Here is an 18,273-nt window from a genome sequence, read left to right as displayed (position 1 = left end):
CGCCCAAGCCATTCCCTTTCAAAGCATCTGAATTTTCAAAAAGGAAACAAGATGACTGCCGCCACTCCTCCCAGACAGGACACCGCAACCGGCCCATTGAGCTTCCGCGTTTTCAGAGCGCTTTGGATCGCCACCATTATCTCCAATATTGGCACATGGATGAACGATGTCGGGTCTGCGTGGCTGATGACCTCGCTTTCCCCAAGCCCGATGTTTGTTGCACTTGTTCAAGCCGCGACAACGCTCCCAATGTTCTTGCTGGCACTTCCTGCCGGTGCGATGGCCGATATCGTTGACCGGCGCAGGTTACTTCTAAGTGCTCAGATCCTAGGGCTCTTCGGTGCCGCAGCACTCGCGGTGTTGACGTTAGCTGGTCTCACCACTCCTTGGGTGCTTCTTGGCGTGACTTTCGTCCTGGGCATATCCGCCGCACTCAGCGCTCCGGTCTTTCAGGCAATCGTTCCGGAACTTGTGGACAAGCAAGCTTTACCCGATGCCGTCGCCTTAAACAGTCTCGGTGTTAATATCTCACGCGCGATCGGTCCCGCACTGGGCGGGATTATTGTCGCAGCGGCCGGCATTCCAGCTGTATTTGCGCTTAATGCTGTCTCGGTAATCGCCGTCCTGGGTGTTATCTTCTTCTGGAAGCGTAAACCAACGGAATTCGCACTTCCGCCTGAACATTTCTTCGGCGCGCTCCGCGCAGGCTATCGCTATGCACGCCACTCGGCGGCGATGCGTCTGGTCCTTATCCGATCAGCTGGCTTCTTCCTGTTCGGAAGCGCGTTGTGGGCCATGCTCCCTCTGGTGGGGCGTCGGGGTCTTGGTCTGGAAGCTGCCGGTTATGGTGCTTTACTCGGCTGTATGGGTGCCGGCGCAGTGCTCGGTGCGCTCATCTTGAAAAGGTTGCGCAAGAACGTCTCCGCAAACACAATCTCCATATGGGCAACTCTGCTGTTTGCCTTTGCGACCCTCACGCTCGCGCTGGTACCAAATGCATGGATCGCAGGCGCTGTCATGTTCCTTGCTGGTCTGGCTTGGATCGGAATGCTGACGTCGCTCAATGTGGCTGCTCAGATGGCATCACCAGGCTGGGTCAAGGCACGTGCTCTCGCCGTCTATCTTCTTGTGTTCCAGGGCGCAATGACAGGCGGAAGCATCCTCTGGGGGACAATTGCATCGCGTTTTAGCGTTACAACCGCACTGGTAGTTGCGTCCCTCGCGCTTGTGATCTCTCTGCTTCTCGCCCGCTTCTGGAAGTTGCCAAAAGACTCGACCACCGACCTTGCACCTTCAAATCACTGGGCAGAGCCCGTTGTTGCAGTCCACCCAGAAGGTGATCGCGGGCCGGTCTTGATCGAAATCGAATACCAGATCGAGCCACAACGGATCGGCGAATTTACGGCCGCGCTCCGGAAGTTTAGTGCAGTCCGCTACCGCGATGGCGCAATACGCTGGGATTTGTGGGAAGATGTTGCAGTACCAGGCCGTGTCGTAGAAGCCTTCATTGTCGAGAGTTGGATCGAACATCAGCGCCAACATGCCCGCGTCACCCATTCAGATCAACTTGATCAGAAGACACTAAACAAGTTTCATCTTGGCGATACGCCGCCGGTTGTCCGGCATATGCTTAAACCGGTATAATTCACTGCTTTCAAACAAAAAGTAGCGGCCCTTCCGAGCCGCTACCCTCTCGTTTCGTATCTGACTGGAGGCCATCAAATCCGAACGAAGAATTGCGATTAGAATGAACGCTGAAAGCGGACCATTCCCTGCCAGGCTTTCTCTCCCTTGAGTTCGGAGCGATCATCTGACCACTTCGTGTACGAGATTTCCGGCGTGACAGTGAAACCGGGGACCAGGGTATAGGCAACGTTTGCAGTAGCTGCAAAACGACCGGCGTCCTCATAAGCTGCCTGGACGTTGATTGTCGCCTGCTTGGTCGCCTTGAATTTAGCGCCGCCCCAAACAGCCCAATCTCCACCCCAGGTGCCATAGAAGCTGTCTACACGACGAACGCCACGCCAGCTACCGTCAGCGAAACGCTGCGTAACCGTGTAGTTGTCGTCGTTAGACTTGTAGGCGCCCTGGACCCAAACCGAAAACTGTTCCGTGACATTCACATCAAGGCGAACCTTTCCGGCCCACTCTTCGTTGAGTGCATCATAAGCGCCTACGCCTGCGATGGAACCCCAAGCTTGAGCAAACTTCAGGCCGCCAACAACGTGCGGTGTGTAGTCATCAATCGTTACATCGACATCAGAGTCGCCGTTGCCGCCTTGTTCAAGGGCTACCACGGCAGAAAAACCGTTCTCGCCTTTGAAGGTGTAGCTAATCGCATTGGTGCGGGTGCCGCCAGCGAGAATGACGTCGTCGTTCATGACATCGCCAAGATAGCCAGTGAAGGTCACGAATTTTGATTCATCGAGTCCAAGACGCAAACCGCCGAGTTCGATGTAAGCAAAGCGGAGCTGGCCGCTCGCGCCGTTATCACCATTGTTCCAGTCGTAACGAACATCAGCATAGGTCTTAAGAGTGCCAAGATCGGTTTCGGAAGCAGTGGAGAAACGAAGCTCGAAGCGTGATTTCATATCATAGGTGTCGCGTTCGAGCTGGGACAGACGCTTCGCGTAGACGTTATCGCCCCCTTTTATGTCGTAACGCAAGTATCCGTGGATACGCAGGCAGGTCTCAGTGCCAGGAATATAGAAATAACCCGCGCCGTAAGCGTCGCAAACACGGACATATTCAACTGCTTCTGGCTCTGGTGCAACGACTGCATCTGCTGCCTGTGCAATAGATGCGAACGAGAATACCGCAGCTGATGCGCCGAGAAAATACTTAACCCTCATAAATTAACTCCATAAGCGAGGTGTGACGCGACGGCTTATAGAATAGAAATGATCGAATGCAATAAATATAATGTGTATTTTTGATGAAATTATTTGAGAGGGAATTAATTTAATATTTTACAAAAATGTCTTATATTTATTTCGCTTAGTATAAACTGATAAGAGAACGATTCGGCGATATGGATTACCGATTTGTATTCCGTCGACTAACATGTTTTTGTGACAGATTTTTAAACTCATGTGTTCCTTTGAACGTGTTCGGCTTTGCTCTGAAAACCAAAGCTAGGTTGGGCACGTTGATGTTTGGCTTGGATTGATTTAACTCAAAAACATCTGGGGAAGCTTGAGCTTGTCGGGTTAAGCCAGTATCAGGCCACTTGATGGTTCCTCCTCATCCCCTAGAAGGCATATCCTTAATGACAGTAAAATTCCTTGTTACTCACTCAGGCGGATTTCATGCCGACGAGTTAATGTCGAGCGTTATCCTCACCAAGGTGTTTCCCGACGCTGAATTGGTTCGAAGCCGCGCTCCTGAATGGATCACCCCCAACAGTGACCGCGTAATTTATGACGTGGGAGGCGCATATGATCCCACAGCACAGATTTATGATCATCATCAACGCGATGCTCCCCGCCGATCTGACGGAAGCGCATTCAGTTCTTTCGGTTTGATTTGGAAACATTACGGTGAAAGCTATTTAGAATCTGCGGGCATTCCGCAAAAGGATATCGATCTCATTCACAAATCTTTTGACGAGAGCTACGTGTTGCCAATCGATCTCGTGGACAATGGTGAGCTAAGCCCTTCTACGGCAGGTCAACTCGCAGCATTGACCCTGCCTGTTTTGCTCGAAACACTTAAGCCTGTTTTTGACGATATCAGGCTGGATGCTGACGATTGTGCCTTTCAACAAGCGCTTGGGATCGCGCGCAGCTTGGTTGAAGCTAAAATTGGGGGTATTGCTGCAAAATACCGCGCGCAATCAATCGTGTCGTCCGCAATTGCAGAAGCTGGCGATAGCCGCGTTCTGGAACTGCCAAGTGGCATGCCATTTCGGTCAGCCATTGAAAATGCCGGTGCTGATCATCTTTTGTTTGTCGTTCATCCCCGCAAAGGTGACTGGGGGCTAACAGGAATCCGAAAATCTGATGACGGATTTGAACTACGTGCAGATCTGCCGGCTGCGTGGGCCGGGTTGTCAAATGCTGAGCTTGAGGATGCATGTGGCGTGAAAGGTGCCACATTCTGTCATAATGGACTGTTTATTGCGGCCGCTCGTACAAGGGAAGCCGCATTAGCGATGGCAGAACTTGCTGTAAATAATGTTTTAAATGAACGTTGAATTTGTCTCTTGAGTTTCAGACATAAAGAGGCTTGGCCGAGCCTCTTTATGGTTTGATTTCCACTCTACTCCTTCACAGCACCTGTCATGGACGAAACATAGTAGTCCACAAAAAATGAGTAGAGAATAACCACTGGCAGCGATCCAAATAATGCGCCAGCCATCAGCGCTCCCCATTCGAAAATGTCTCCCCTAACAAGTTCCGTCAATACTCCTACTGGAACCGTTTTATTTTCAGATGACTGTATGAACGTCAACGCATAGATGAATTCATTCCATGAAAGGGTAAAGGCGAATATTCCTGCTGAGATCAGCCCTGGCACAGCCAAAGGAAGGATGATCTTGCATAGGATTTGCCATCTGCCTGCACCATCCACGAGCGCACTTTCCTCGAGCTCGAATGGGATAGAGCGGAAGTAGCCCATGAGCAACCACGTGCAAAAAGGGATTAGAAAGGTGGGGTAGGTGAATATGAGCGCGAGGCGGGAGTCGTATATGCCAAGTTTGAAGACGATGAACGCCAGCGGAATAAACAAGATGGATGGCGGTACAAGATAGGCGAGAAATATAAGCAGTCCTACTGATCGGGAGCCAGTAAACCTGATACGTTCGATCGCGTAAGCGCTAAGAATGGATGTGATTAGTGATATAATCGTTGCAGCCGTTGCGACCAACATCGTGTTCCAGAGCCAACCAGGATACGAAGTCTCGAACAGAAGATATTTTATATGGTCGAATGTCGCATCGACCACCCAGAATGGACTGTAGTTTTCATAGTCTGTCAGTTGTGCGTTGGGCTTAACAGCAGTGATCGCCATCCAGTAGAATGGAAACAGCAATACGAAGACAAAAAGAGCGATCGGAATGTATACCGTTACGACCTTTCGCGGAAGCTTGTTTAGATACGACATACCCTGTGTATCGTCTGTGAGCGTAGCCTGCTCTAGTTTTATGTTACTGTTAGTCTTCTCCATGATCAGTCGCCTCCACCTTGTTGCCACTTTCGACGCTGCAATCCAAAGAATGAGAACATGATTGCCGCGAGCAGAAACGGGATCATCGCAACCGCTATTGCGGCGCCCTCACCGAGTTGTCCGCCCGGGATTGCTCGTTGAAAAGACAATGTCGCCATAAGATGAGTTGCATTGACTGGGCCACCTTTTGTCAAAACATAGATGAGCTGAAAGTCGGTGAAGGTGAACAGAACTGAGAAAGTCATAACGACAGCAATGATCGGTGTGAGCATCGGTAATGTTACATGTCTGAAACGCTGCCAGCTGGTGGCGCCGTCGAGCGAAGCGGCTTCCTGGAGGGAAGCGGGAATTGTCTGAAGACCTGCAAGCAATGAAATGGCAACGAATGGAATTCCGCGCCATACATTTGCAGCGATCACGGAGAGCCGCGCATTGGTGGGGTCGCCGAGGAAATTAATGGGTTGATCGATTAGCCCAATTTGCATCAAAGACCAGGAAACTATTGAGAACTGCGCGTCGTAGATCCACCAGAAGGCAAGAGCGGACAGCACCGTTGGTACGACCCAGGGTAAAAGAACTATCGCGCGAAAAAATGACTTTATGGGCAGGTTTTCGTTTAATAATAATGCGAGCCAGAGGCCAAGAGCGAACTTCAGCACTGAGGCCACAAACGTGTAAAGGACGGTATTGAAGACTGAAAGCCAGAAGACGCTGTCGTCCCAGAGAAATTCATAATTTTCTAGCCCGATAAAAATACCATCTCGCCCGATTTTGGTATCAGTGAAACCGAGCCACACACCTAAACCAAGTGGGTAAGTGAGAAAGCATAGTAGAAACACGGCGGCGGGCAGCATGAAAATGAAACCCAGCACGTCGCGGTTATTTGCCAATCGCGGCTTATTCGATTTCGAATGCGCCGGGTCGTCGCGTAAACTCTTCAAGTTCGTATTCGGCATGGACATATCTCCAGAACACGTAAACGAGGAGAGGCGTGGTATTCGTCCCCGCCCCCCAATCGGCTGAATTAAACGCGATAGTAGCGGTTGGCCCGCTTTTCGGCTCCTGCCATTGCGTCCTCCGGTGTTTCAGCGCCTGTTACCGCAGCTGCGAACATATCAACAAGGACATAATCTGCCATCACAGCCGCTGACGCGTATCCGAGCGGACCCGCATAGCCGTTTGGACGAAGCGTTTCGGATGCCCGAGCATATGGGGCATGAATCGGATTGTCTTTCCACACCGGGTTATCGGCAAAGGCCTTAAGCGGTTGACAGCAATAAGCACTAGACTCTTTTATCCAATAATTCATCTGGTCTGCTTCCATCATGAATTTGAGATAAGCCTTGGCCGCCTCGGGATATTTGGTGTGCTGGAACAATAGCAGTGAACTTGTTTGGTGTAGTTCGATGCTCTTACCTACGGGCCCAATGGGGAAGTTGGTGCTGCGCATATCTTCGGCAATCTCTTTAAGTTTAGGGTCATTTTTTGCCGCGTAATATATGGACACGCCGTTTGCGGTGAGTGAAACCTGTCCGGCAAGAAATGCACGGTTGTTATTGATATCTAACCAACTCTCTGTCCCAGGAATGAATGTTGCGTAAAGTTCTTTCGCGTAATTGATTGCGGCCAGGGTCTCGGGGGAGTTTATTGTGATTTCTCCCCTATCATTGACCATTTGAGCCCCGTGGCTCCAGAGTAGCCAGTGCGCATAATTGTTCCCGTCGCCTACAGCCTTGCCATGAGGAAAACCAGCTGGTGTTCCCTTCGCCTTCATCGCTTTGCATAGCGCGAGAAATCCTGCTGTGTCCTTTGGAAACTCACTGAAGCCAGCTGCTTTCATATGACTGTCGCGATAAACGATCGCGTTACCGATCGCAGTAAGTGGCATGGCGATGAACTTATCATCTCGAACGGCATAGCCCTTCAATCCATCGTAAAAGCCACCATATTTTTGGTCGAGATACGTGCCAAGCTCGGTGAGATCGACCAGCTTGTCTGGATACTGATGTGCGTCATCAAACCAGCACATGACAATATCCGGCCCCGAGCCGACATTTGCGGCTACTGCCGCCTTAGGCCGTATGTCTTCCCAACTTTCCTTGTCGATACGAACGTCCACGCCGGTAGCCTCGGTGAACTTTTTGGTGTTTGCAATCCAGCTCTCTTCGTCACCCTTCACGAAAGGGGTCCAACGCAAAAGGCGCAAGCTGGCACCTTCCTCGGGTTTATATTCAGGCTCAGCAGCAAAAGCTGGCATGGAACCGAACCCGGATAGGCTCGCAGCACCGAAGATACCTGCGGTACCGGCAAGAAATGTTCTTCTTCTAATAGTCATAATGCTTCCTCCTCCAAAGATGGGACGTCTCAGAAGTGACATCCGCTGTCCCAAGCCGCGGATACCGAGATCTTGTGGAATGCGATGAATGGATAGCGTCAACGAGGAACATGGTTCCAAGGTTACGTGCATATGAATTAGGATGTCAGGCGCGTGCCATCGTTTTGGTCAAATAGATGGGTGTTTGTCGGGTCAATGGAAATAGAAATTTTCTCACCCGGCCGAACGTTCACACGTTCGCGGAAAATGCATGTATTCTCAGTTCCACCAAAGCTCACCACGAGCTGTGTTTCATAACCGGTGGGTTCAATGACGACGACAGTGGCTTCAAAGCCTCTGGCATCAAGATGGATATACTCTGGGCGCAAGCCATATATCAGTTGTCGCCCAGCAGCACCCGGATAGGACTGTGACAGCGGGAGCCGCATACCATCTTCCGCAACAAATACGCTGGGATGATCTATTTCGATTGTTCCTCTGATCATATTCATTGCAGGCGAGCCGATAAATCCCGCAACAAATAGATTGTTTGGATGGTCGTATAGCTCCAACGGCGAGCCGATTTGTTCGACGAGTCCATCGTGCATGACGACGATCTTGTCGGCCATCGTCATGGCCTCAATTTGATCATGGGTAACATAGACAGTGGTTGTTTTGAGGCGGTGGTGCAACTCCTTGATCTCAGCTCTCATAGCAACGCGAAGCTTTGCATCGAGATTGGAAAGTGGTTCATCGAATAAAAAAACTTGCGGATCGCGAACTATGGCTCGCCCCATTGCTACGCGCTGACGCTGCCCTCCTGATAACTGTCTTGGGTAACGATCCAAGAGATTACTTAGGCCGAGTATCCCAGCGGCATACTTGACGCGCTCGTCCACCTCGGCCTGAGGTGCTGATTTAAGCATGAGGGAAAAAGCCATATTCTTAGCAACGGTCATGTGAGGATAAAGCGCATAGTTTTGAAACACCATGGCTATATCGCGCTCCTTGGGGGGCAGATTGTTTACTGCCCTACCCCCTATGCGTATTTCTCCATCAGAGATATTTTCAAGGCCGGCGAGCATGCGCAGAAGAGTCGATTTTCCACAGCCGGATGGCCCGACAAGAATAACAAATTCGCCATCTTCAATATCGATATTCACGCCTTTGATGACAGGAAAGGTTCCGAAAGACTTCTTCACCTCAGCAAATTGTACAGCTGCCATGCGTCTCCTCCCAGAGTGTGATCTATGAATTGATATATCGAGAAAATGAAACTGCCGGCTCCTCACTTCCGGCACGTAATTCCTCTTTCGCTCCTCCTTTGAACGTGTTGACAAATCTCTATTGCGTTCAACCCCGCCCGACGAGAGGCATTTTGGTGGCCATTACGGTCATCGTCAACACATTTGCGTCGAGTGGCAGACTGGCCATGTAAACGACCGCGTTTGCGACATGAAGAGGATCAATCGTTGGTTCGGCTGCAATAGTTCCATTGGCCTGAATGACGCCTGTAGCGATTTTTTGCGTCATTTCACTGGCTGCATTGCCAATGTCGATTTGGCCACAAGCTATATCAAACGGACGTCCGTCAAGCGCGGAAGACTTCGTAAGCCCGGTGATGGCATGCTTCGTTGCAGTATATGGCGCGGAGTTTGGACGCGGTGTGGTCGCCGAAATCGAACCATTGTTAATGATGCGGCCACCGCGAGGCTTTTGTGACTTCATGATGCGAAAAGCGTGTTGAGTACAAAGGAATGCGCCCGTGAGATTTGCACCTACTATGCCACTCCAATCTTCGAAACTTACATCTTCAAGGGGCACACCCGGGACTGAAGTACCCGCATTGTTAATGAGTAGATCGAGACGTCCATACTTGTGCTCAATGTAATCGAACAGTGACTTTACGGAAACCGGGTTACCTACATCGGTTGCATAAGCATCGAAGTTACCGCCAGTTTCGGTTGCCAATTCAAACACTGTCTGTTCTATGACTTCTGCACGCCGGCCCGCAACAATAACGTGGTAGCCTGCACTCCCGAGAGCTTTCGAAATCGCACGACCGACACCTGTGCCGCCACCTGTCACGAGTGCAATGGATCTCGATTTTAAGATTTGCAGATCACTCATGACGTCAATTTTCCTCTCACTTTGTATGTATTGATTACTTGTCTTAAATCGCCCGGCTCCTGTGAAGAGCACAAAATCAAGTGAATAGTTTCAACCACCTGAACCCATTTTCTAAATCTGACGAGGGGCGATACTCGGCGCCCACTGGATTAGAATAACCAAGAGCTTTCAGATTGCTCAGGATAACTTGGTAATTAAGTTCACCCTGATCTGGTTCTGCTCGCTCGGGGACTGAGACGATCTGTACGTGGCCAATGAATGGCATGAGCGCCTCAATTTTTTTGCTGATATCGCCTTCCATGATCTGAATATGATAACAGTCGAACATCAATTTCAGATTCTTGTGATTTAGGGTTTGGATAATTGATAAGGCCTGACTCGAGGTTTTTAGGAAATATCCTGGTGCATCACGTTCGTTTAACGGTTCGATGAGAATGTTGATGCCAAAAACTGAAGAACGTTGGCATGCATAGGACAGACTGTCTTGGAATGTCCTTTGCGCTACTTCTCCAGACGCCCGACCTGCCATCACGTGTATATTGGGACATTCCAGCGCAATAGCGTAATCAATAGCCTCATCGATTGCTGCTCGCGCTTCAGTTTCTCGACCGGGTAATGCGCTGAGCCCGTTTTCGCCCTTCGTCAAATCGCCCAGACGCGTATTCAGTCCAATCATTGGCATGCCGGTTGCTTTAAGGGCTGCCGCTATGTCCCTGGGATCATAGGAATAAGGCCAATGGCATTCTACGGCATCAAATCCTGCCAGCTTTACTGCCCTGATGGCATCAGGGAGTGGTAACTCCTTAAAAAGAAATCCAAGATTGGCAGAAAATCGCGTCATGTCAGTCCCAGTCAACATTGAATGTTTCAACGATCTGTCGGATTTGGCCATCGTTAAGTATTTTCGGCCTCATGCCGCGCGTTAATAGCGTAAGCTTGGCGGTTTCTTCGAGTTCTTCGATCGCATAGACAGCTGCCTCGAGGTCCTTGGCTGCGACAACAGGACCATGATTTGCCAGTACAACAGCACTTCTTTTTCCAGCCAGCCCGCGAATTGCATCGCCCATGGCCGGATCACCGGGAATAAAGTACGGAAGCAGTTTGACCTTTCCCAGTTTCATAATCGAATAAGCAGTCAACGGTGGCAGCATGTTCTCCGGATCAATTTCCGGGAGCATTGAAAGCGCAACAGAGTGACAGGAATGCAAATGAACAATTGCTCCAGCACGCGCGCCACGGGTTTCATAGAAAGCGGAATGGAGCGGAATTTCCTTTGTCGGTGGATCTCCGGAAATCAACGCGCCCTCGTTACTAAACAAGGACAATCTGTGTGGATCAAGTCGTCCAAAGCTGCTTCCCGTGGGAGTTACGAGCAATCGTCCGTCTGAAAGGCGCGCCGATATGTTACCGGACGAACCGCCAGTCAAACCACGGTCAAACATGGACTTAGCCAAATGGCAGATTTCTTCGCGTAGATTGGCTTCTTCGCTCATGCGGCCTCCAGCATGTTTAAAGCAACACTGAAGAAAGATGGCGTTCCAAAGTTTCCCGATTTTAAACCAAAGGCAACGTCGGTTCCATGGATGCTGGCGTATGTCCAAGGTACGCCCGGTGCGATCTCCGCTCCAACGACGAGTCTGGAAACGCCCAATGCTTGCGCCACTGCACCAGATGTCTCTCCTCCAGCGACCACAAAGCGGCGAATGCCGTGACTGAATGCTGCGATTGCGATCTCTGCAAGCGCTTCCTCGACAATCGCGCCAGCGCGTTGTGCGCCAAGTTTTGATTGTACCGCTTGCAGCGATGATGGATCAGTGGTTGCATAGACGATTTTAGGGGTGCCTGCAGGAAGTGAACTTATCCAGTCAATGACTGCTGCCGTGCCACTTTCGGCTAGTGCCACAGCATCGATCTGATAACTGGCTGCGTGTTTTCTATATTCCTCGACTTGGGCAAGTGTCATAGCAGAACAGCTGCCAGAAAGTACGATCTGGCCCTCGCCGACGTTACGAGTGACCGGATCTTCACGTCTCTTATCCAGTAGACCACGCGCCGCGAAGAGAGCTGGAATTGGCCGCGCCAGAGCGCTGCCGCCGGTAATCAATGCAAGATTTTGCGAAGCTTCTGCGATAGCTTCAAGGTCAGTTTCATTGATCGCGTCTATGATTACGTGAGCCACCTCGTCGTTGGCGAGTTCTCTGAGCCGCGATCGTATTGCCCTTGAACCCTTTGCAACGACGTTTCGGTCTATCAGACCCACCCTTCCCTTCACTTGAGGCGAAAGTAACCGTTGAAGGTTTGAGTCTCGCATCGGTGTGAGCGGGTGATCTCTCATCGGGCTTTCGTGGAGCAGGTTTTCGCCGACGAACAAGTGACCCATGAAGACATTGCGATTATTCTCCGGAAAGGCTGGACAATAGATTGTTTGCTTTGTTGGTAGGGCATTCATCAACGCTTCAGCGACAGGACCAATATTGCCCGTTTCGGTGCTGTCGAATGTCGAACAATATTTCCAGTAAAGTTGCTCAATATCGCGTGCCTTAAACCATGCAAACGCGGTTAGCACCTGATCAATCGCTTGATGTTTTGGGATTGTTCGACATTTAAGAGCAATGATCTCGATTGATGCGGCCTGTTGAACAGGCTCTGCCGGATCCGGTAATCCGAGCCGAAGCGACACGGGATAACCACTACGGGCCAGTAGACCTGCTAAATCCGTTGCACCCGTAAAATCATCAGCGATAGCTCCCAGAACAATAGCCATGTATCAGTCTCCCATGCCCGGTAAAATTACCCCGCTGTCCAGAGCAAGGCTTTTTGCCACCGCAGCATCATCCTCCAATCCGTAGCCCGCCTGCGCAGTTTGATCAAACAGTGCCAAGGCTGCTTGGCTAAGTGGTGTTTTGGCTCCACATTTGTTTGCCTCGGACGTCACGATGCCCATGTCTTTTACAAAGATGTTAACAGCTGATCGCGGCGTATAATCTCCCTCCACTATATGGGGTCCGCGATTTTCGAACATCCACGATGTGCCTGCAGACACTTTAATAACATCAAAGACCGTTTCCAGGTCGAGACCAACCTTTGCCGCCAATGTCAACGCTTCGGCCGTCGCTGCTATGTGAACGCCCGCCAGCAACTGGTTGATCATTTTCACCTTCGAACCCATTCCAGCTTCATCTCCAAGACGAAATACCTTTGCGGCGATCGAACCTAAAGCATCGCTGGCTTTTTCAAACGCTTGTTCTGGACCCGATGCCATCACCGTGATCTCGCCGCTTAGCGCTTTTTGTTGCCCGCCTGACACCGGCGCATCTAGCACAAGCATGCCTGCATTTTGGAGCCGCGACGCTAATTCCACACATACGCTTGGTGCCATGGTAACGCACAAGAGAAACACAGTTCCCCGTGCGGCAGTTGTCAAGGCTCCGTTCGGTCCAAACAGCACGTCTTTTGCCTGATCCGAATTAACGACAAAAACGAACACAAGGTCGCTTGTTCCAGCATCAGCTGCCGTCGCGTAAGCTTCGCCCCCTTGCGCAGCGAAGCGATCGAGCGTGTCCTTGCGAAGGTCGACACCCTTCACATGGAACCCAGCGCTCAGAAGACGAGTTGCTGCTCCCCAACCCATGGAACCTAAACCGATAACAGTAATGCTCTGTTGGTGAGTCACTTCACTTCATCCTTGTCCCAGTTCATCATTCATATGAATTCTGATGATTTCATCAAATGATGTGTCGGCGACAAATCCCAATTCCTGAGCGCGTCGGGCATCGAAATCCTGCGGCCAACTGTCCACTATCTTTGCGATTAACGGGTCGCGTTCGCGTCTAATCAAGGCAACGACCTTATCTCCAGCCGCTCGGCGCAAGGCTTCAATCTGTTCACCAACAGTCGCGGATAACCCAGGCATGTTGAGAATGCAGCGGTGTCCTAGCAGTTGAAGATCGAGGGTTGCTGCATGTATCAAAAAGCCGACGGCCCGGCGCGGACTGACATGCCAGTGCCTGACGGTATCATCTACAGGTAGAATAGCTTCTTTTCCAACGAGAGGCTCCCTGAGAATATTGGAGAAAAAGCCTGAGGCAGCCTTATTGGGTAATCCCGGTCTAATGCAAACGGTTGGTAAACGAATGCCGATGCCATCAAGAAAGCCCCGGCGGGTATAATCAGCAAGCAAGAGCTCACCGATCGCTTTTTGTGTCCCGTAGCTTGTGCGTGGAGTTAAAAAGAACTCATCATCGATGCGCTCGGGAAAAGGTGCGCCGAAGACAGCGATCGAAGAAGTGAAAACTACACGTGGTTTATATGGCGCGGCTTCGCCCTGAGTACGTATGGCCTCCAATAGATAGCGTGTGGCGTCAAGATTGATTGCGTAGCCTTTTTCAAAATCAAGTTCCGCCTCGCCGGACACGATTGCCGCCAAATGGAAGATTATATCGGGTCGGCTGGCAATGAGTGAAGGAAAAACGTTCGGATCGGAGATGTCAGCGGATATGGCTTCAACCCGCCCGCTAAAACCACGAGGTGCCTCGGGAGCTATAACATCCACCAATGTCAAAGACTGAGCCCCGGATCCTCCCATTGACTCTGGTGCAGCTGCGATTTCGTTTGCTAACTTTCGTCCCACCATCCCGGCTGCGCCGATGATCATTACATGCATTCGAGTTGCCCTTCTTTGTAAATTCTATATTACTAACGCTCACCGGTTGGCGGATTGGCGATTTTTACTAGTGGTTATCATTGACTTCTGCGTTGAGGCGTAGATCCGTTCCTCGTGCACTGCGAAAGCCGCCATGGCAGCGGCCTGGTCATGTCGCTCCAACGCGTTGATGATCTGCAAGTGGTCCGAGTAACTCCCTTCCAACGCGCCAGGCTGAGCCACCGCGTGACGTCGATGATCCATCATGTAGGTGTAAAGATCCGTAACGATATCAGCGAGCAATGGGTTTCCGCACTCGCGATAGATCGTGACGTGAAATTCTCGATCGCAAATGAGAAATCGTACCGGATCATTCAGACACTCAATTTGCGCTTTAATGGAAAGGCGCAATCTTTCAAGTGCAGTTTGACTTATGCGTAAAGCAGCCTCGCCGACGATGTGTTGTTCAATGAGCATTCGCGCAGCATGCACGGCGTGAACATCATAGAGGTCCACGTTTAGTCGAGACGTAATCCCGATTGACGTCGCCGAGAGGTCAACGCTGGCAATACGCGTTCGCGCGCCTTGCGCCACTTCCAATATTCCGCGGGTGGACAAAACTTGAATTGCGCCACGTATTGTCTGACGGCTGACAGAAAGCGCGGTGGCCAATTCGCGTTCCCCGGGGAGTTCATCACCAATCTGAAGAAGCCCCGAGGCAATCAGCGCCGCAATTTTATCGGCGATTACATCGCGTATCGTCCGACGCTCCAAGTCGCGCCCCAGACCGCCATCTTTGTCGAGCAAGAGGTCGTGTAGTAGTTTCAAGGCAATCCTCATACTGATCCGCTGGTCTGTCCACCAGACCAGTTATTCTCAGCGACTTGCTCAAATCTGTCAAGCGCAATGGAATTTTCCCGTCGGCGTAGACCGATGGAGACAATACGAGCCGATGACTAATTTATCAGAACAGGAGGTTGCCAGGTGGATGCATTTGAATGAGTTGATGGCAAGCCAATCCAATTTCAAAAGCATTGGCTCTGCCAAAAATCTCCTCCTGTAATTGGTAGCGGAGCGCACAGACTTGTCAACTGCTCCTTTGATGCCTCCCCTCCGGGACGGACGTTTCTTCAATTATCGCAGGCCGTTCAATCTCTAACGAATAGAAATGGTTCAGCATAGCTCGCACGTAATGGCTGTAAGTCGCGAACAACAAATTGGAATATCAACTGTTCAGAATACGCTTAACGTGGGTGTCTTCATTTAGGTATAATTTGGTGATTCATTATGAAGTCTAAAAAAAATGTTAAAAGGTCATTCAGCCGTGCCACGCCGCTTACCGATCCTGTTCGCTTTATGAAGCGCGTCGCGGGTGGTCCTGACGCGCCATTCATTCCCTGGGTCGTAAAGATCAAGTGTGTTGTCACTCGTGATGACCATGGTAACCCCACTCTGTTCAGAGCTGGTACGGGAATTCTGCTATCGGATATGTGGGTTCTTACCACACGACATGGGCTTAACAACGCTCAAGGTGAGATTATAAGCTTAGACGACGTTTTAGTCATCGCTACAAACTCTGCTTCAATTCCTGGCTCACCGCCGCCTTACCGACAGGGGCTACAAGTTGTTGAAGCGCAATACCCTGAGACAGGCGATCTGATTGCGCTTCGGTTAGCTCGACCATATCGACTAGATGACTATGCACCGATCGATATGGAGTTAGTGGACGATGGTAGCATCATCAACCGACGCGTTAGCATGTATGGTTATGGAAGAGGCAACAGTTTGCGGCTTGGCACAGCCTGGGGAATTGTCGCAAGAGAAATACCCGATGAACATTATCCGCCTTCAAGACAATTCGATTTCCTTTTTGAACATGAGGAAGGTAGCGGCTATGGACAAGGAGGTGATTCCGGCGGCCCCGTCTTGACGGGTTATCTCAACGCCAGAGGAACATCCCCCTATGAGTTGGTGGTGGGTCTCTACGCAAGCACAGATACGCTTGTTCCTCCAACATTTGGTGGGTTTGTTCTTCTTTCAGACTACCGTGACTTCGTACAGCGCTTTACCATGCCCTCTGTGGAAGCTGGACCGTCCTCAAGTATTAACGCGATAAGCGTGGGATGGCGGAGTGTTAATAATTGTAGTGATTTCGTGCGTCTCGAACATTTGGAAGTCCTGGATGAAAGCAAATCACACGAGAAAGAAGCTTCGACGCAAGCTTCCCCCGTGGGATGCAATCTCATTGAAGCGTACCGAGTTTTTTACAAGAGAGCTATTGATGGGGATTCATGGGATAACGCGCTTTCAAAGCAATTCGACAATTTACAGCAGAACGAAACAGAGACCATAACCTTGCCCGACAATAGTATATGTGACGAACGGGAGATTTGGGCGGTGACGGTCCTTCCGGTAGCGAGAGGTTCGGATACTGGGGCCAATCCTAACGGATCTGGAGCCAACGGTAAGCCGTTAGCCGGTAGTGACAGCAATTTCTACGCTCAGACTTCATGCCGTTTGTCACTTCCTTTGATCACCTCAATCGAGGCAAACACGGCCTATCCAGAAGCCATCAATATCACCTGGAAGAATTCGGCCTCTCCGTTCGCGGGTACCGTCGTAGGCTATACGTTGTTCTATCTTGCTGCTGATGCTGTGCCTGACAAATGGGAGGGGTGCGAAAGCATGTCTACGTTTGCAAGTGGCTATGAGACAACGACGCTACTGTTATTAGTGGAGAAAAGGAAGAACTATGTTTTCTTAGTTCTGCCAATTACTGCGGGCGGCGGTGTCGGCATGCAAAGCAATGGCTATCCCCATCCAGGCGTGTTTAAGGATGACCAAGTGGTATGTTTTGGCCCACCAGGAATCCGGTTCCAGGAACCACGCTCTGGTGATGTTCTAGTTGTCGAAGTGGGCAGTTACGGATCCTTCATTATGGCAGCCGTTAATTTCTCCGATTATGCCAAGTTCGAATGGTTTCGGTCAGAAGAGCAGAACGGGGAATATTCCAAGATTGATGAGCGGAGTTCAACGAGCGGAGGGGATACACCTTTCCTCATCTTTGGCACAGCAAGCCATCCGGCAGTTGAACTGGACAGCGGCTGGTATAAACTCATCATCACAAACGCGTTCGGTGCCGCAGAAACCGCGCCCGTTCAAGTATCAGTACGATAACTTGCGGAATCATTCCGCACAGCTTTCGGCTTAAGCAGATCATAGCTACTTTAAATCAACAGCATTCGTGACGGAGTTTCTTTCAGGAATGCGTGATAGCGCCGTAAAAATCTATGTTGAGCATACGTAGAAAGCCGCATCAGCGGCTCTCTCATCATGTCTACCCACGGAGCTTACATCATATGTTCCGATACTTTTCCTTCGGCATCCAGTGTGAGCATCACACTTTTGCCGTCCTTCATCGAGGATGCCTGCCAAAGGCCTTGCTCGTTGAGTTTCAGATTGCTGAGGTCGGCATAACCCGCTTTATTAAAAAGTTCAGTGGCTTGCGCTTCTGTGAGGCTGTTCTGGCCTGCATCAGGCGTTTTATCGTCATGCGTCGGGGTATCGGTTGCTCCCGGGGCATCACTGTTCGGTGTTTGTGTCGCCTGAGCGCCAGCAAGTGCCGGAGCAAAAGCCATTGCGCTTGCGAGAAGGATCGTTGTAATTTTCATGGCATTTCCTCACTGTTTTTAGTTAGCAAAAATACTAACCCCGCCTATGGAGGAAAGTTCCATCTCAATTTGAGCCTAGGTCGGTTGTAACATAATTCCCCAACCTGCGCCGTGTCTCATATGAAACTGCTATTGATCGTATTCAGACGTTTGCTCGCGGTGCACCCCATTGACGAAAATTGGCACGATTCCTTAAAGTTAGTTCTCCTATTTACCTGCATGCCTCCAGGGCCGTTTGTCGACCTGCACGATGAGCCTGATCAGGGATAGTCCTGCGATGATGTTGAGTACTGAGAGATTTGAACCGCCCGTCTTTGTTGAGATTGACATCGCCTAACCCCCTCGAG

General features: G+C 50.6%; 16 protein-coding genes. 3 read left to right on the top strand and 13 right to left on the bottom strand.

The genetic code is table 11. The annotated features are described in order from the left end of the window. Window positions 1-51: 51 nt before the first annotated feature. Window positions 52-1,644 (top strand): MFS transporter, encoded by a 1,593-nt coding sequence (locus KMS41_25595; protein ID QWK81220.1) that lies wholly within the window; start codon window positions 52-54, stop codon window positions 1,642-1,644. 98 nt (window positions 1,645-1,742) lie between these two features. Here the strand turns inward: KMS41_25595 and KMS41_25590 are convergent, their stop codons facing one another. Next, on the bottom strand, window positions 1,743-2,852 hold the full coding sequence (locus KMS41_25590) for a porin (GenBank protein ID QWK81219.1): 1,110 nt from the start codon (window positions 2,850-2,852) through the stop codon (window positions 1,743-1,745). Window positions 2,853-3,268: 416 nt separating this feature from the next. On the opposite strand from KMS41_25590, the gene KMS41_25585 reads away from it, so the two are divergent. Further along, window positions 3,269-4,195, top strand: coding sequence for an MYG1 family protein (locus KMS41_25585; GenBank protein ID QWK81218.1), 927 nt, complete (start codon window positions 3,269-3,271; stop codon window positions 4,193-4,195). A 65-nt stretch (window positions 4,196-4,260) separates the two neighbouring features. Here KMS41_25585 and KMS41_25580 read toward each other — a convergent pair whose 3' ends face one another. The 11 genes from KMS41_25580 to KMS41_25530 all read right to left on the bottom strand — a co-directional run bounded on the left by KMS41_25580 (window position 4,261) and on the right by KMS41_25530 (window position 15,095). Beyond that, a complete protein-coding gene (locus tag KMS41_25580; GenBank protein ID QWK81217.1) occupies window positions 4,261-5,169 on the bottom strand; it encodes a carbohydrate ABC transporter permease in 909 nt (302 codons plus the stop codon). Between the two features lie 2 nt (window positions 5,170-5,171). Then, window positions 5,172-6,059 carry a sugar ABC transporter permease gene (locus tag KMS41_25575; protein QWK81861.1) on the bottom strand — a complete coding sequence of 296 codons (888 nt, stop codon included), beginning with the start codon at window positions 6,057-6,059 and terminating at the stop codon, window positions 5,172-5,174. 134 nt (window positions 6,060-6,193) lie between these two features. After that, the gene (locus tag KMS41_25570; GenBank protein ID QWK81216.1) at window positions 6,194-7,504 is read right to left on the bottom strand and encodes an ABC transporter substrate-binding protein; all 1,311 of its coding nucleotides are present in this window, start codon (window positions 7,502-7,504) and stop codon (window positions 6,194-6,196) included. A 137-nt stretch (window positions 7,505-7,641) separates the two neighbouring features. After that, window positions 7,642-8,709, bottom strand: a complete 1,068-nt coding sequence (gene ugpC / locus KMS41_25565; GenBank protein ID QWK81215.1) for a sn-glycerol-3-phosphate ABC transporter ATP-binding protein UgpC — start codon at window positions 8,707-8,709, stop codon at window positions 7,642-7,644. A 127-nt stretch (window positions 8,710-8,836) separates the two neighbouring features. Beyond that, window positions 8,837-9,613: an SDR family oxidoreductase gene (locus KMS41_25560; GenBank protein QWK81214.1), complete on the bottom strand. Its 777-nt coding sequence runs from the start codon at window positions 9,611-9,613 to the stop codon at window positions 8,837-8,839. Window positions 9,614-9,689: 76 nt separating this feature from the next. Beyond that, a complete protein-coding gene (locus tag KMS41_25555; protein ID QWK81213.1) occupies window positions 9,690-10,454 on the bottom strand; it encodes a TIM barrel protein in 765 nt (254 codons plus the stop codon). A gap of 1 nt (window position 10,455) precedes the next feature. Continuing rightward, window positions 10,456-11,106, bottom strand: a complete 651-nt coding sequence (locus KMS41_25550; GenBank protein QWK81212.1) for an aldolase — start codon at window positions 11,104-11,106, stop codon at window positions 10,456-10,458. Beyond that, window positions 11,103-12,377, bottom strand: coding sequence for a four-carbon acid sugar kinase family protein (locus KMS41_25545; GenBank protein QWK81211.1), 1,275 nt, complete (start codon window positions 12,375-12,377; stop codon window positions 11,103-11,105). Before KMS41_25545 ends, KMS41_25550 begins: the two co-directional genes overlap by 4 nt. Window positions 12,378-12,380: 3 nt before the next feature. Further along, window positions 12,381-13,286, bottom strand: coding sequence for an NAD(P)-dependent oxidoreductase (locus tag KMS41_25540; GenBank protein QWK81210.1), 906 nt, complete (start codon window positions 13,284-13,286; stop codon window positions 12,381-12,383). Window positions 13,287-13,292: 6 nt separating this feature from the next. Beyond that, complete coding sequence (locus KMS41_25535; protein ID QWK81209.1) at window positions 13,293-14,276, bottom strand: SDR family oxidoreductase; 984 nt, start codon at window positions 14,274-14,276, stop codon at window positions 13,293-13,295. Between the two features lie 39 nt (window positions 14,277-14,315). After that, on the bottom strand, window positions 14,316-15,095 hold the full coding sequence (locus KMS41_25530) for an FCD domain-containing protein (protein QWK81208.1): 780 nt from the start codon (window positions 15,093-15,095) through the stop codon (window positions 14,316-14,318). 447 nt (window positions 15,096-15,542) lie between these two features. Here KMS41_25530 and KMS41_25525 point away from each other — a divergent pair, with 447 nt between their 5' ends. Next, window positions 15,543-17,432, top strand: a complete 1,890-nt coding sequence (locus KMS41_25525) for a trypsin-like peptidase domain-containing protein (protein QWK81207.1) — start codon at window positions 15,543-15,545, stop codon at window positions 17,430-17,432. A gap of 173 nt (window positions 17,433-17,605) precedes the next feature. Here KMS41_25525 and KMS41_25520 read toward each other — a convergent pair whose 3' ends face one another. Further along, window positions 17,606-17,926: a hypothetical protein gene (locus KMS41_25520; protein QWK81206.1), complete on the bottom strand. Its 321-nt coding sequence runs from the start codon at window positions 17,924-17,926 to the stop codon at window positions 17,606-17,608. Between the last annotated feature and the right edge of the window lie 347 nt (window positions 17,927-18,273).

This window comes from Ochrobactrum sp. BTU1 (assembly GCA_018798825.1).
Taxonomy (GTDB): Bacteria; Pseudomonadota; Alphaproteobacteria; order Rhizobiales; family Rhizobiaceae; genus Brucella.
The sequence above is the reverse complement of the archived record's forward strand: the minus strand, read 5'-3'. Positions and strand labels throughout refer to the sequence as shown.

Bases quoted from the DNA above. Each gene is read 5' to 3' on its own strand.
- KMS41_25595 (QWK81220.1), top strand. From the start codon at position 52: ATGACTGCCGCCACTCCTCCCAGACAGGACACCGCAACCGGCCCATTG.
- KMS41_25590 (QWK81219.1), bottom strand. From the start codon at position 2,852: ATGAGGGTTAAGTATTTTCTCGGCGCATCAGCTGCGGTATTCTCGTTC.
- KMS41_25585 (QWK81218.1), top strand. From the start codon at position 3,269: ATGACAGTAAAATTCCTTGTTACTCACTCAGGCGGATTTCATGCCGAC.
- KMS41_25580 (QWK81217.1), bottom strand. From the start codon at position 5,169: ATGGAGAAGACTAACAGTAACATAAAACTAGAGCAGGCTACGCTCACA.
- KMS41_25570 (QWK81216.1), bottom strand. From the start codon at position 7,504: ATGACTATTAGAAGAAGAACATTTCTTGCCGGTACCGCAGGTATCTTC.
- ugpC (QWK81215.1), bottom strand. From the start codon at position 8,709: ATGGCAGCTGTACAATTTGCTGAGGTGAAGAAGTCTTTCGGAACCTTT.
- KMS41_25560 (QWK81214.1), bottom strand. From the start codon at position 9,613: ATGAGTGATCTGCAAATCTTAAAATCGAGATCCATTGCACTCGTGACA.
- KMS41_25555 (QWK81213.1), bottom strand. From the start codon at position 10,454: ATGACGCGATTTTCTGCCAATCTTGGATTTCTTTTTAAGGAGTTACCA.
- KMS41_25550 (QWK81212.1), bottom strand. From the start codon at position 11,106: ATGAGCGAAGAAGCCAATCTACGCGAAGAAATCTGCCATTTGGCTAAG.
- KMS41_25545 (QWK81211.1), bottom strand. From the start codon at position 12,377: ATGGCTATTGTTCTGGGAGCTATCGCTGATGATTTTACGGGTGCAACG.
- KMS41_25535 (QWK81209.1), bottom strand. From the start codon at position 14,276: ATGCATGTAATGATCATCGGCGCAGCCGGGATGGTGGGACGAAAGTTA.
- KMS41_25530 (QWK81208.1), bottom strand. From the start codon at position 15,095: ATGAGGATTGCCTTGAAACTACTACACGACCTCTTGCTCGACAAAGAT.
- KMS41_25525 (QWK81207.1), top strand. From the start codon at position 15,543: ATGAAGTCTAAAAAAAATGTTAAAAGGTCATTCAGCCGTGCCACGCCG.
- KMS41_25520 (QWK81206.1), bottom strand. From the start codon at position 17,926: ATGAAAATTACAACGATCCTTCTCGCAAGCGCAATGGCTTTTGCTCCG.